Raw genomic sequence first — 13,313 nt, 5'->3', positions numbered from 1 at the left:
GCCAATACACGTAGAGCGCCGGCCCAGCCTCCAGCCCGTGGTGACAGGGCGGGACGATGGCCGTCCGATGACCGGCTGCAGCCCTGGGGTAGGCGTAGCTGCTGTCCCAGGGGAAGCGGCCCTGCGGATCTGGCCAGACGATCTGCTGCAGGCGCACACGGTCGCGCCCGCAGCGGCCATCGGCGGTGCCGGGATGCAACTCCGGCATGGCATCGCCGCCCACGATGACGGCGTCGTAGCCGGCGATGAGGTCGCTGATGCGCTGGCCGTGGTGGAACCGTTCGACCCTGTCGTACACACCCTTGCCGGCGAGGTCGTTGAGCGGCGCCTTCGATATGGCGGGGGCCAGTCCTGCGATCAGTAGCTCGGGGACGTCGCGGCTTTGTCAACGCTGCTTCCCACCCTCCCCGGCGTTTCCCGGTTTGGGCTGCTCCTACCGGGCTGCTGCGACACCCCGGCGAGGAGGTCCTCCACCACCTTCAGTTTGCGGCGCCTCACAGCGCGCCAGCGCCTCACGCGCGCAAAAACGGAAGTTGACAGACCCTTGTTGTCGTCAATCACGCCACGATGACGGCTGCGAAATGGTCGCGCAGCCGCATCGCGTCCACGACGCGGCCCTCCGCGACGAGGGCGCGAAACACCATGCCGCCGACGCTGCGCAATCTTGCCGAGTCAGGATGAGGCGTGCTCAGCCCCGCGTAGACGTCCAATGCCTCATGAAGCGCAGCTGTTGCACCGGGCAGGTCGCGATTCTGATCGACCGACATCCCGGCCACAGCGACCAGGTCGTTGAGCAGCGTTGGGGCATGGACGGATGAGTTCGTCATCGCTACACGGAACGCCGCGACCGACTTCTGCGCTGCGGTTAATGCCTCGTCGATCCGTTCCGAGCGGGCCAGAGCAACATACAGGTTGTTCATAGAGATGCCGAGCGGCGTTGAGTAAGTTGCCGGATTGCCCGTGGCAAGTCGGCGCAGAATGTTCGCGGCCTCGGTAGCGACCGATATCGCCTCATCAGGCTGGTTGACGTCCAGCAGAGTGGCGGCGAGATTGGTGAGGGTGACCGCATAGTCCGGCAGGTAGGCAGACTGATTGCGTTCGACCAGTCCGCGAAAGAGGGTGACGGCTGTCCGTGCCACTGGGAGCGCGTCGTCCGGGCGCTCGGCCTCGGCGAGGCGCAGGCCCAACGCGTCGACCGCCGCTGCGTGGAGGTACTCGTGTGTTGCTGGGTGCTGTTCGACGAGCGGCGCCACGAGGCGCACAGCCTCCTCGACGCAGTCCAATGCCTCAGCGCGGCGCCCGGCAGCAGCGTGGCAGCGTCCGAGATTGATCAGTGTTTCGGCGAGACGATGCTGGTGTGCCGCCACGTCGCGTCGCGCCAGTTCGCGGTAAAGCGCCACCGCCTCTGTGGTCGTGGTCAGCGCCAACCCGCACTCGTGCTGATCGGTGAGCATCACGCCAAGGTTGCTCAATGCGTCGGCTAGGTCGTGACGGTGTCTGTCCGGGTTGGCTGCCACCAGCTGCCGATAGAGCTGGACGGCGCGCTGGGCGTAAACGCGCGCGTCGGTGACTCGTCCAGCCCACGCCAGCCGCAATGCGAGGTTGAGCGTGGTCATGGCCAGGTCTGCGGTGTGAACGCCTGAGTTCTCCCGCTCGAGCTGCTCGCAGAGGCGCTGCGCCTCCTGAGCTGGTGCGAGTGCCTCCGTACGTGAACCGGTCTCGGCGAGGCGTACCGCGAGGTTGTTGAGCGCAGTGGCCAGCGCAGGAAGATAAGCGTCCTGCCGCTCTGCAACAAGGCGCCGGGAGATCTCAACCGCTCGTGCGGCTGGCGGAATTGCCTCGTTTCGGCGGCCGCAGTTCCACAGTGCGAGGCCAACGTGGTTGAGCGCTGGGACGAGACGATCAAGGTGTGCCACCGGGTTCAGCTCGGCGAGTCCTTCGTACGTCCGCAGCGCTTCAGCGGCAGGCTCGAGGGCAGCCTGCGGCCGACCGAGTCCGACGAGGGCAGCGGCGCGGCGTTGGAGTGCCGTAGCTAAGGCTGTGCGGTGTGCGACCGGTTCGACCTCGGCGCAGCGCCGCAGGATATGTTCGGCCTCCTCCGCCGCGTCCAGCGCTTCAGCGTGTCGGCCGCGGCTTGAGAGTGCCGACGCATACGTGGTGAGTGTCGAACCGAGGCCGGGAAGGTGACCGGGCGGATTGGTCTCCGCAAGACCCCGGGTGATCTCGACCGCCTCGGCGGCATCCACGACCGCCTCGGCGCCGCGTCCGATCGCTCCGAGATACCCGCTGCGGGCCGCCAAGGAGGTCGCCAGCAGCCAGGCGAAGTCGACTGGATTGTCGCGAACCAGTCGGCGGCGGATGCCTATGGCCTCATCGACGGCTGCGAGCGCGTCAGTGAATCGATGGACCTCGCTGCGGCGAGCGCTGAGGTTGTGCTGGGCGGTCGCCAGGTCGGGTGTGTAGGCCACGGGGTTGATCTCGGCCATGCGAGCGCTGATGCTCAGAGACTCCTCAGCGCAGGCGAGGGCCTCTTGCCATTGGCGCAAACCGGCGTGAGTGACCCCGGCGTTGGTGAGTGCCGTGTTCAACGCTGGTAGGTGGGCGGGCTCGTCGTGAACCAGGCCGCGAAGGATCTCGACGGCTTCCACCGCCGCAGGCAATGCCTCGTCGTAGCGGCCGAGCTCTGCAAGGCGTGCGACGAGATTGGTCAGCGACGTCCCGAGATCGATCAAGCTTATCTCGGGTGCAGCGGAGACCAGCCGCCGGTTCAACTCGACGCCGGATCGGTGCATTTTGAGAGCGTCGTCCTGACGGCCCAACTGCGCCAGCGTGATGCCGAGGTTGTTGATGGTCATGGACAGTGACAACAGCCAGCCGACGTCCGTCGAGGCGACTGCCCGGAGGATACCTTCAGCGCGCTCGAGTGGCTCGAGCGCCTCGTGGCAACGCCCTGTGGTCGTCAAGGCACCGCCGACGATGGTCAGCGCCTCGCCGAGATGGCCCTGTGCGGTCGTATCCGGGTCCTGGACCGAATTGAAGTCGATGACAGCATCTCCAGCGGCCTTCAGTGCCTCACCCATGCGCCCGGCACGGGCGAGGCGTTCGGCATTCTTGAGACGTAAGCTGCCCCGCGTTGCGGGATCCTGCTCAGTCTCGACACGGCGGTGGGTTAGGGCGACGCTGACAGCGGCGAGGCCGTCGTCGAGGTCGACGTTGCCGTGCTTGGGGATCCGTGCCTCGATCGCCTCCAAGGTCTCGATATCTATTTCGATGAGTCCGGCGAGTGCCGATAGTGTGGCGCTGCCCGCAGCCAGCGCCGACTCGGGTGAGCGGCGCACGAGCGGGTACAGTCGTTGCCGGCCGAGAAGGGGCCACCGGGCGGCGGCGGCCGTCAGGAAGGTCACGGCGCGGCCCGCATAGGGGGAAGACGGCTGCACGTCGGCAGGCACGAGCTGCCCCAAGCGTCCGCCCGCCCATGCGGCGGTGTCGCCGTCACGCAGGCACAACGCGATAAAGTCCTCCGCGAGCCGGTCCGGGTAAAGCGGCTCCAAAACGAAGTCGGGGGCCTCGGCGCCGTTAGCGGCTAACGGCGGGTAGCAGTAGCGGTGATCGGCGAGGATGCGTTCCGTCGTCGTGCCGGGCTCCAACCACCGCAATAGGGCGGATCCGGTTTCGCGATGGAGTCGACCAGTGAGGGAGCTGGTGAACACTGTGCGAGACATGAGGACCGGCGGCGTCGCGTAGTCCAGGCCGCGGTGGCGACCCTCCTCGTAGAGCAGAGCCCAGTGCGACCGCTCCCGATCCAGCAGGTACTCGCTCAGGGCGGCGGGATCATCGGCCGGCGTCGTGCCGGTCGCATGGGCGTCGACAGCCACAAGCGCCGCGACGTGCACGGCCAGGATAAGGCTGAACTGTTCGGCGTCGAGCCCAGCCGGCGGGGTGACCGCTGACGTATCCGGCAACCCATAGATTCCGGCGAAAGCCTCGCGTGCGGCAGCGAACATCGCCCACCGGCCGTCACGGTCATGCCCGGTCAGGCCGGTGAGCCGGCTACTCGACAAGCTCGCGCGCAGCTCGGGACTCTGCAACATGCCGCGCAGACCAGGCCAGTTCGTTGACGAGCGCGCGAGAAGCAGTACCCGGGCCGGCACGTGCGGCCGGTGCAGCAGCGCGTTGCGCAGAAGCCAGGTCAACGCGGTCAACGTCCATCGGTCCGCGTAGTCGACGATCAACAGAACGCCGTGATGGTCGTCGGTGCGTAGGTCCTGGGCCGACGCCGGTGGTTGGACGGCACCCACACCGTGTGTTGCAGACACGACGCGCCAGCCGTCGGCTGCCGCCAGGTCCGCGACGTGCTTCGCGAGGCGGGTCTTGCCCTGTCCGCCCGGACCCTGCATCCAGTGCACCGCCAGACGGGCGCGGCTCGACAGCCAGCGGCGGGCCTCGTCCAGTTCGGCCGTCCGTCCAATAAACGGAACAAGACGCGTGTGCGCGTTGAGCATGCGACTGGGCGCCTGCCGAAGCCAGTCCGGGTCTGGTCCGGGTCGCGATCGATGCTCTTCCAACAGGTACAACGGACTTCCGTCGCCGTGGACGTGCACGTCGGCGCCGATCGCGCCGTATGCGAACCCAGCGATGGCGCTGACGTGTTGGGTCGCGTCGAACACGCCAGCTCACCGGCCTTCCGCGTCCGGCTTAGCCGGTGGCAGCGGCGCGTGATGGTGGTGGACGACGTTGCCATTGATCGCGCCGCTGGCCATCGCGCCCGGTCCGGCGGCGATGATGTCCTGCCGGACGGCTGGGCCTGGCGGTGGGACTGACGGCGAGCGCTCCGCGTTGCACCGTTCGAGTACGGACACCACAATCAACCCCACCAGCGCAGCGGCGAGCACCAGCCAGGCGATCCACAGGTGGGCTCGCCAGCTCTGCGGCAGAGGCACGACGTTCGCGGTGATGTCGATGATCGTCCCGATGAGCAGGGTGACCGCCACAAACCATACATGCCGTCGCACGATGCACCTCCGTCGTCGCGGTGCACTCATCGTAGATGCGGTGCAACAGGTTGGATCGATGCTGCACTAACGATCCGCGCGCACTGGGTTCCGCCAGACCATCAACGTCGTCGGTGAGACCCCCGTGGTGGATCGGCAGCCCACACGGCACCTTCCACCGCAGGTAACACCGCAGCGCCTGCATCGCCTCGGCGTCGGACAGGTCCGCAAGCGTCTGCAACACCAACACCGACGCGATCACCTCGCCCGGCACCGACGGACCTCCCCGCCCGGACGGAAGAGGTCAGCGAACAGCCCGTCCGGGAATACCTCCCGCCGATGCTCAGCCCACGCGGACCGCCGACACCAAGGTGACCAAACTGCACCTGGACGCCAGTCCTGCGACAGCGACCATCACATCATGTGATGACTACACCAACTACTGGCCGACCTACCGGGCCAACAACTCGCCGGTGCCGGTACCCAGCGGCAACCGCCGCTACATCGTCACCTTGGAGGCGAAGCGCTACGAGGGGCGCGGCTGGCTGCTTACCGACTCCAAGAGCGACCGGAGCAAGCCATGCGCAGCGGCAACAGCCGGGCGATCGCCGGCGACGGCGTCAATCGCCTGGACCGTGAGTTCAGGCTCAGCGGTACCGGCGGGAACTGAACCACGGGCAACGGCTCGACCCCGAGCAGGGGCAGGTACCGCCGTCGGGGTCGTCGGCGGCCGGCATGACAAGGATGACCGCCCAACCGACCTCGTCGACGATCTCGTCCTGGCGGTGAATGAGCTCTTCGGTGCCCATGATGGGCCAGATCCTTCTGTCGGTGTGCGATCCGCTGCAGCGTCCCTTTCGCAAAGCGCGGCGGGTCGGAGGGTGCCGTGGGGCTATGTCACGTCGCGGTGGTGCGGTTTGGCCCTCGCTGCGGGCCGGCAGGCTGTGGCGGGTCGACCTCGACGAAGCCGAAGAGCCGTTCGATGAGCTGCAGCGCCTGGGTGTGGTATCGGTCGGCGAAGCCGCGGCAGATCGCCGGCTTGGCGTCGGGGTGCTTATAGTGGGGGAGCGTGGAGTGGCAGATGATAAATGACTCCCTGGCTCGGGCTTCGGCGACCAGATCGCGAAGCCGACCCGGGGTGAGGTGCATCTTGTTGCCAGGGGCGAATACGCAGGTATCGCACTGCCGCGACAGCAGGCGTGACTTGCCGAGGTCGGGGTCGCCGACGCTGAGGTTCGCGTTGGTGGTGCCGACGTGCTTGCCAGGGTCGGCCAATGGATCCATGGTGTCTCCTTCTGCAGGTGCCTATGCGGCCAAGGTCAGGCGGCTCGCCGCGCCGACGTCGGCCGTTGCTGTGGTGGGTTAGGCCGGAACCAGCCGGCGAACCGTGCCGCTGCGGTGGCAGGGGCGATGACCCGCGCCCGGCCACGGGCGAGCAGCGTGGGCCGGGTCGCGGTGCGGCACGCTCGGTAGGCGTCGCGCGCCGGCGCACACGGGTACGTCTCCTTGTGGCAGCGCAGGTTGGCGCAGTGGCCGGGCCGGTCGGGGTCGGCAAGGTGCTGGGCGGCGACGTCGGTGGCGAGGAGCCACAGCAGGACGTCGGTGGCGTGGGGCGGTGCGGCGCGGCGGTGCGGCTGCGACATCAAAGGTTGCCCTTCCGGTGCGGGTGCGACTCGGGTGGCCGCCACCCTGGCCAGCGGTGCGCAGGGCCGCTGTCGGGTCCGCCGGCGTGGCGACCGCGACGAGTGACGCTCGACTTTCCGGATAGATCAAGTCGTCGCCGCGACATCGGGTGGACGACTCCCTGGCCCCGCCCGGCGGGTTAGGTGTCTCGGCGGTTGACGAGGCAGCCGCCGGTGGCGGGGTTTTCGTGCCGGCAGTCCAGCAGCAGTTCGTCGTAATGGGCGCGCTGGCCGCCGCGGCGGCACCGCGTCGGTGCCGGGACATCGAGGGCTTCGCGGTTGCGGCCGGTGCTGGTGGTGTGGTCGTGGGCGGGGAAGCTGCAGGTGCTGTAGGTGCCGAACGGTCTGCCGGGTGTGCGTAGTCGAGCGCTGCCCTCGTTCTGCACCTCGACGGTGTGTGGTTGATCTCGGCCAGGATCAGGTCGGCGTCGCGGGCCAAGGCGAGGGCGGCAGCGGTTGGTCTTGGCCGGTGGCGGCATCCTCCTGGTGGGTGCCGTCGTCGGAGGTGGGCAGCGGTGCCCATGGCCACTGGTAGGCGCCGATGGCGTAGCAGCCGTTGGCGTCGGGGCTGATGCGGTCGCACTCGATGCGGCGGGTGAATCCGAGCTCGTCGTGTTCCCACTCGACGACGGTGGCGCCGTCGAAGCGCAGCGGGTGCTCGCCGGGCATGTCCCCGAGCCGCAGCCCGTCGAGGTGGGTGGCCATGAGTTGCACCGCGTAGCGGGGGAACCGGGCGAGCACCGCGCCGTCGTCGACGCTGGTGTGCCCGTCGGCGACCAGCGCGCGGAACGCCCCGCCGGCGACGACGTGGCAGGTGACGGCCATCGGCGTCCACGTGGCCCCGGGCGGCAGAACATCATCTCGGTTGGCAGCCGCCTCATAGCGAAGCCTGCCGCCGCGGGAGGGGTCGACGGTGATGCTGATCCAGTGCAACCGGGGAAGGCTTGCCTTCCGGAGCAGGCGCCACAGGCTGCGCCGGCCGATCCGGTAGCGGCGCAGCGGGAGCACCACCCGGTATTCCGGCGCGGGCGGCGCCGTGGCGGGCCGCACCCAGGTCTCCGCCCGCGCACTGGGAGCAGTGGGGTGCTGGCCGGCGGGACCGGGTGAACCGGTCATTGAGAGGCCATCGGGGCCGCTGGTCAAGAGGAGCGCGGCGCGGCGGCGTCGCCGGGAACCGCGGCGGGCTGCGGCGATGGTGGTTTCGGCGAGGGGCAGCACGTCCTCCGTGCGCCACCACATGCGATACGACATCACTATCTCCTGGGAGAAAGCAGCGGCGGCGTCCCGGTCGGGACCGGGACGCCGCGCGAAGGGAAGGACGAGAGCGCGCAGGGCCGGGACCCTGATGGCGCCGCAGCTTGTGCAAGGCCCAGTGGAGTGCCGGCGCGTGCACGGGAGGACGCCGACTGTCAGCCGTCGGCGGTGCGATCGCCGTCCTGGCGCAGTGGCTCGTCGGCGTCGAGGTCACCACCAAGGGCTTCGTAGCCTTCCTGCCCGTCCCACTCGATGCTGGCGGGCAGATCGGCCAGCGCGGCTTCGATGGTGTTCTCCGCGTTGGTGAAGGCGTCCTCGCGGGTGGTGGCGGTGATGTCGATGAGCAGGGGCAGGTGAGGCGGACCTGCCAGCGGCGGGGCAGCAGCGGCAGGTCGAGGACCTCCAGGAGATTGTTCGCGGCGTCGATGCTGACCTGCTCGGTGCAGACGGCGTCGGCGAGCGCTTCCCGCAGTTGCCGGTGGAACCGGTCGATCGCGTCCGGGTGCCGGGCGATGTCGGGCGGGGTTTGGGTCTGGCGCAGGTAGGACACGACCTGGGCGGTGGTGTGGGTGAGCCAGCCCAGTGGTGCCTGCTGGCCGGGGTGGAAGGTCTCCCAGCTGGTGCGCAGGATTGTTTCGAGTGCCGGTTCGCGGGGTGGGACGTCCGCGTTGGTCATCTGCGGTGTGCTCCCCTACTGGCTTTCGGTGAATGGGTGTGGAGGCGCCCCGCGGCCGGAATGCGGCGCGGGGCGCGGGAGTTGCCGGCGGTGCCGGTAGAGGGCCGGCTCGCCGGTGCGTTGTCGGTGGGCTCTAGGCAGCTGTGGTCACGGCGTGGCCGGGTATGCGCTGTCGGGTTGGTCAGCGGGAGGGGTGCTGCCGCCGGGGCGGGTGATCACGCCGGTGCCCAGGTCGGTGAGGGCGTCGCAGGCCTGCCGTAGGCGGGCGGTGGCCTTGTCGCGCTGGGCGAGGGCCCCTGTGAGGGCGTCGGCGACGCGGTCGAGGTGCTCTCGCATGGACAGGACCGTGTTGATGTCGGCGTCGGAGTGCACGTCGCAGAGCAGGTTCGCCGCGCCGGCCAGCGTGGCGATCTGCGCGTCGGCGGCAGCGATGGTGCAGGCTGCCGCGAACAGCGCGCACACGGCGTCGGGATGCTGCGCACAGGTCTGGTCCCGCTCGTCCGCGTCGAGGGCGAAACCCGCCGGGCGGATGAGGTGTCGCAGGACCTCGAGGTAGTCAGACACAGGTTTCCTTCCGGGATGGTGGCGTGACCGGTGATGGCGTGGGGTCAGGGCGTGGTGGGGAAGTCCTGGTCGGGCCAGCCGTCGAGCACGGACGGGGGGAGCCCTTCGCGTAGCGCACGGTCGATGAGCTGGGCGAGGGAGTAGGCGGGGTTCGCTTGCAGGGCCCGGTCGACGGCGACGGAGGCCAACGCTCCGGCGCCGCTGCGCCAGGCGGCGAAGGCGAGCAGGCTGGCGGGTGGGGCGGCGAGGTCGGGTTGGGCGCGGCGGGTGATGTCGCTCCACAGCGCGACATGCCAGGGCTGCGCGTCGGTGGCCCGCCACGCCGCGTCGCGGACCGCGGTGATCGGCAGCAGCACCGTGAGCCAGGCCAGCTCGTCGTCGGTCAGCACCTGCTCGTCGGCGTAGCGGGCGAACGTTTCCCGCACGATGTCCTCGCCCGCGCGGATCAGCGCGTCCCGGCCACCCTCGGTAGAGAGGGTGCGGCGGCGTGCCCGGGCCTTGTAGGTGGCGCGGGTGACGGCGTGGCGGGCGGGACCGTCGATGGGGGCGATGCTGGCGACGAGCGCCCGCCGGTCGGGCAGGGTGCTGCAACCGGCGACGATGGCGTGCAGGGTGAGGTCGCTGCGGTCGGGGTCGAAGGGCACCCCGTCGATGGGACAGCAGGTGGGTTCCTGGCAGAGGTAGGAGTAGTAGCGGCGGTCAGTGACGCGCAGCGCGTCGAACACGTTGATGCCGCCATCACGTAGCCGGGGCGTGACGGTGTCGATGACGGGGGTGACCCGGCTGGCGGGCCCGTAGCCGACGATGATCGCGGTGGTCACGCCCGCGTGGTGAAGCATGCGCAGATGTTGAGGCATCAGCTCGTCGGCCCAGCCGACGGCGTCGGCGGGGTCGGGTAGGTCGGCGCGGCTGGCTACGGCGACGCGGGTGCCGGCGACACCGACGAGGACCAGACTGTCGGTGGGGTGGAAGCCGAGCAGGTAGGGCACGGCGACGATCAGGTCAGCCGGTGAGGTGACCGGTAGGCGGTGCTGGTCGCTCACGATGTCTCCAAATGTGTGAGGGAGCCCGGGCACGGCGGTGCCGCCGTGCCCGGGGTGCGCGGTCGCGCGGCTAGCCGGGCAAGCGGCTGCAGGCGGTGCGGGGGAAGGACCGATCGGTTGTCCGTCGAGGAGGCAGGCGGAACCATCCGCCGCGTCTGGCTTCGGCGGAGGCCGTCTGTCCAGGGCCGGTCAGCTGGCTGTTGTCAGGCCTGCTCGAGGGCGGCGACGGCGGCGTCGGCGATGTGGCCGGTGGCCTGCACCGGGTCGGCGACCAGGACGGTGGTGGCGTCGGTGAACGTGTGCCCGTCCAGGTCGGCGGGCCGTAGCCACAACACGGCGCAGCCGGCCCGGTGCAGAGCGCTGACGAGCCGCTGCGCCGCCGGGATGTCATCGAGGTCGCCGTCGGAGACAACCGCGAGCATCCGCAGCCTGCCGGGTTGACGCAGGTGCAGCAGCTCGTCGGCGAGTTTCACGGCGTCGATGAACGTGCTGCTGCCGCCGAAGGTATTCATGTCCTGCACGTGGGTGGGACGCTGCCGTGGGCCGATGAGCAGGGTGACGTCGCTGCCGAACGCGATCGTGGCGGTGACCGCGTCGCTGCTGCGGGCGGCGTGGGCGAGGATCCACCCCGCCGACGACATGGGTCCGGCGTAGGGGTGCATCGAGTACGACACGTCGACGATGACGCCCAGGTGCAGGGTCGGCTTCGGCGGCGGCATCGCGGCCCGCTGCTGCCACGGTGTGGCGGTGGGGATGGTGCCGGCGGCGCGCTGCGCCTGGGCGGTGATGGCGTGGCGGGTGCGGAGCCTGCCGGGTGGGATGAGGCTGGGCCGGGTGTCGGGTTCGGGTTGGTGGGTGCGGGCGCGGCGCAGCCGTGCGGCGAGGTGGCGGGCGGCGGCGCGTTCGGCGTCGGTGGGCTCGCGTCGGCTCCAGGTCGCGGGGGCGGAGAACCGGGCGGTGAGCTGCTGTGCCCGGTACTCGGCGGGGGTGAGCCCGGTGGCGTGGGCGAGGTAGTCGGTCAGGGCCTGAGCGAGCCGGCCGGCGAACAACCCCGGATCCGGTACCGGTGTCTGCGGCTGCAGACGGGGGTCGATGCCGAGGATGCGACACCACCGCCACGCCAGGTCGACCATGCTGTCGGCGTCGGAGTCGTCGGTGGCGTGGGCCTGCCGCCACACGTCTCGCAGCTGCAGGAGGCGTTTGCGGCCGAGGATCGCGGTGACAGCGGCGCGGACGCCGCGGATGTCCTTGGCGGTGATGATGCGGGCGTCGACGCGGGCGAGGAGCAGCCCGGCGAGGTGTCCGGCGTGCCATGGGTCGTCGACGGGGGCCTCACCGGGGCTGATCAGGGTGGTGACGGTGTGGCGCAGCCACCGCCGGTCCCCGCGCCGACGGCTGCGTTGCCGGTACTCGATGCGGGACTCCTCGAGGACCTCGGCGACGGCGGCAACCACGGGTGGGGTGCCGGGCGGGGTGCGCCACTGGCTGTGGGCGGCGTGCGCGGCCTCGTGGACGAGCAGCCCGTAGGCGGTGGGCACGAGCCGCTTGTGGCCGGCCCGCTTCGGGTTGGCGGCGTCAGGTGCGCCGATGTGGGTGGCGTCGACTTCGATCCGGGCGCTGTCGGGGTAGAAGCAGGCGGGGGCGCCGCCGCCCGCGCCGGGGGCGACCGTGACGGTCAGGTCGGTGCGGCCGGTCAGGACCGGGATGTGCCGGGTCCACGCGTCGCTCCAGGCCTGCCAGTCCGGATCACCGCCGGCCGGGGTGGTGTGGCCGGGTTGTTGATGGGTGGCGGGATGAGGCATGTCCGTGCTCCTTTCAGCGTTGCTTGCCGAGGGTCAGCGCGGTCACGTCCGCGCCGAAGTGCTGTTGCAGGGCGGCGACGACCGCTGGCCGGTCGTCCTCGGGGGCGCGACCGGCGAGGTTGCCTATGGCCGCGGCCAGGCCGAGGGTTTTACGGACGCGGGCGAAGCCGAGCAGCTCGCGTAGCTGCGGCGCCCACGACACCCGCCCCGCCGCCAGGTCAGCGTTGAGCGCGATGGCCGCTTGCACGGCGGGGGATGGGACGCCGAGGTGGCGGGCGAGGTCCCAGTCGGTGGTGACCTCGATGTGCACGTCGAACCGCGATGCCAGGGCCTCGGTGAGGATGGCGCCGTGCACGCCGGGGTTGTGGCCGGCGACGACGTAGAACCCGTCGCACGCTTCGACGTGTTCGTTGCGGTAGCCGGGGATGGTGATGACCCGCCGGCCGTCCATCGCCGGGTACAGCACAGCGAGGACCTTCGGCGGGATGAGGGTGGCGTCGTCGACCAGCAGCGCCCGCCCTTCCCGCATCGCCGTGACGAGGGGGCCGTAGACGAACTCGAACCCGCCGTCGGGCAGCGGGATGAAGTTGCCGAGGAAGTCCTCCACCACCGTGTCCCCAGTCCCGGCGACCGTCAGGAGGTCCGGGAACGCGGCCTCGACCAGGGCGGTCTTGCCGGTGCCGGGCGGCCCGTACAGCAGCACCGGGATACGCTTCTCGCGCAGCCTGCGCAGCACGTCCACGTCGGTGGCACCCGCGAGCTTGCGCGGGAAATACAGGTCACCGTTCGGGCGGGCGACGGGGTGCCGCCGACGTGCCCCGCGGCTACCTTGGCGGGGTGTACGCGGGGCGGGCGGTGGCATCGCCCCGGCCGCGTCGATCCCGGCCTGGGTGATCTGAAACCGGTGCGGGCCCGTCTGGTGCGCGGCGTACCCGGCGGCAGCCATCTTCTTCAAGGCTTCGAACACCGCGCCGGTGGAGCGGGCGGCGATCGCCGTGGTCAGCTCCCCGACCTTGAACACCTGATCAGGGTTGGCGGCCAGATGAGCGGCCACCTGCCGGTAGAGGTAGCCAGGCCGGCGGCCGTCACCCGGCTCTGGTGTGGGGGAGCCGTCACCGGTAATCGGGGTTGAGGTTGCAGGGTCCATGCAGGCCTCCTGTCATCTGGGGTTGGGCCCGCGCACCCCGCCTCCGGGTGCGCGGGCATGCTGGTGCGGTGTCCGCGCGGTGGAGACGGGGCGGTTGACGGGCCGGGCCCCGTTGGCAGGGACGGCCGGCAAGCTCCGTGAGGTGCTCAGCAGG

11 protein-coding genes and 1 pseudogene are annotated in these 13,313 nt (G+C 70.2%); all 12 read right to left on the bottom strand.

Going from position 1 to position 13,313, the window contains the following annotated elements:
• Positions 1–154 precede the first annotated feature (154 nt).
• Positions 155–337: pseudogene (locus ACFYOS_RS12870) on the bottom strand (DUF4262 domain-containing protein); the annotation flags it as partial.
• 220 nt (positions 338–557) lie between these two features.
• Positions 558–4,667, bottom strand: a complete 4,110-nt coding sequence (locus ACFYOS_RS12865) for a tetratricopeptide repeat protein (protein ID WP_387139464.1) — start codon at positions 4,665–4,667, stop codon at positions 558–560.
• A gap of 6 nt (positions 4,668–4,673) precedes the next feature.
• The gene (locus tag ACFYOS_RS12860; RefSeq protein WP_387139462.1) at positions 4,674–4,991 is read right to left on the bottom strand and encodes a hypothetical protein; all 318 of its coding nucleotides are present in this window, start codon (positions 4,989–4,991) and stop codon (positions 4,674–4,676) included.
• A 647-nt stretch (positions 4,992–5,638) separates the two neighbouring features.
• Positions 5,639–5,800, bottom strand: a complete 162-nt coding sequence (locus ACFYOS_RS12855) for a hypothetical protein (RefSeq protein ID WP_387139459.1) — start codon at positions 5,798–5,800, stop codon at positions 5,639–5,641.
• A gap of 88 nt (positions 5,801–5,888) precedes the next feature.
• Positions 5,889–6,275, bottom strand: coding sequence for a hypothetical protein (locus ACFYOS_RS12850; protein WP_387139456.1), 387 nt, complete (start codon positions 6,273–6,275; stop codon positions 5,889–5,891).
• Positions 6,276–6,310: 35 nt separating this feature from the next.
• Positions 6,311–6,634: a hypothetical protein gene (locus tag ACFYOS_RS12845; protein WP_387139452.1), complete on the bottom strand. Its 324-nt coding sequence runs from the start codon at positions 6,632–6,634 to the stop codon at positions 6,311–6,313.
• Positions 6,635–6,813: 179 nt separating this feature from the next.
• A complete protein-coding gene (locus ACFYOS_RS12840; protein WP_387139449.1) occupies positions 6,814–7,059 on the bottom strand; it encodes a hypothetical protein in 246 nt (81 codons plus the stop codon).
• Positions 7,060–7,090: 31 nt separating this feature from the next.
• The gene (locus ACFYOS_RS12835) at positions 7,091–7,723 is read right to left on the bottom strand and encodes a hypothetical protein (RefSeq protein WP_387139447.1); all 633 of its coding nucleotides are present in this window, start codon (positions 7,721–7,723) and stop codon (positions 7,091–7,093) included.
• A 1,027-nt stretch (positions 7,724–8,750) separates the two neighbouring features.
• Positions 8,751–9,167, bottom strand: coding sequence for a hypothetical protein (locus tag ACFYOS_RS12830; RefSeq protein WP_387139444.1), 417 nt, complete (start codon positions 9,165–9,167; stop codon positions 8,751–8,753).
• 44 nt (positions 9,168–9,211) lie between these two features.
• Entirely contained in the window at positions 9,212–10,210 is a 999-nt protein-coding gene (locus tag ACFYOS_RS12825; RefSeq protein ID WP_387139441.1) for a DUF4192 domain-containing protein, read from the bottom strand.
• A 203-nt stretch (positions 10,211–10,413) separates the two neighbouring features.
• A complete protein-coding gene (locus ACFYOS_RS12820; protein ID WP_387139438.1) occupies positions 10,414–12,012 on the bottom strand; it encodes a VWA domain-containing protein in 1,599 nt (532 codons plus the stop codon).
• A gap of 13 nt (positions 12,013–12,025) precedes the next feature.
• Positions 12,026–13,159 (bottom strand): AAA family ATPase, encoded by a 1,134-nt coding sequence (locus tag ACFYOS_RS12815; protein ID WP_387139435.1) that lies wholly within the window; start codon positions 13,157–13,159, stop codon positions 12,026–12,028.
• Between the last annotated feature and the right edge of the window lie 154 nt (positions 13,160–13,313).

This window comes from Micromonospora sp. NPDC005806 (genome assembly GCF_042871425.1).
In the GTDB taxonomy this organism is placed as follows: Bacteria; Actinomycetota; Actinomycetes; order Mycobacteriales; family Micromonosporaceae; genus Micromonospora.
This window is presented reverse-complemented; position numbering and strand designations above follow the sequence as displayed.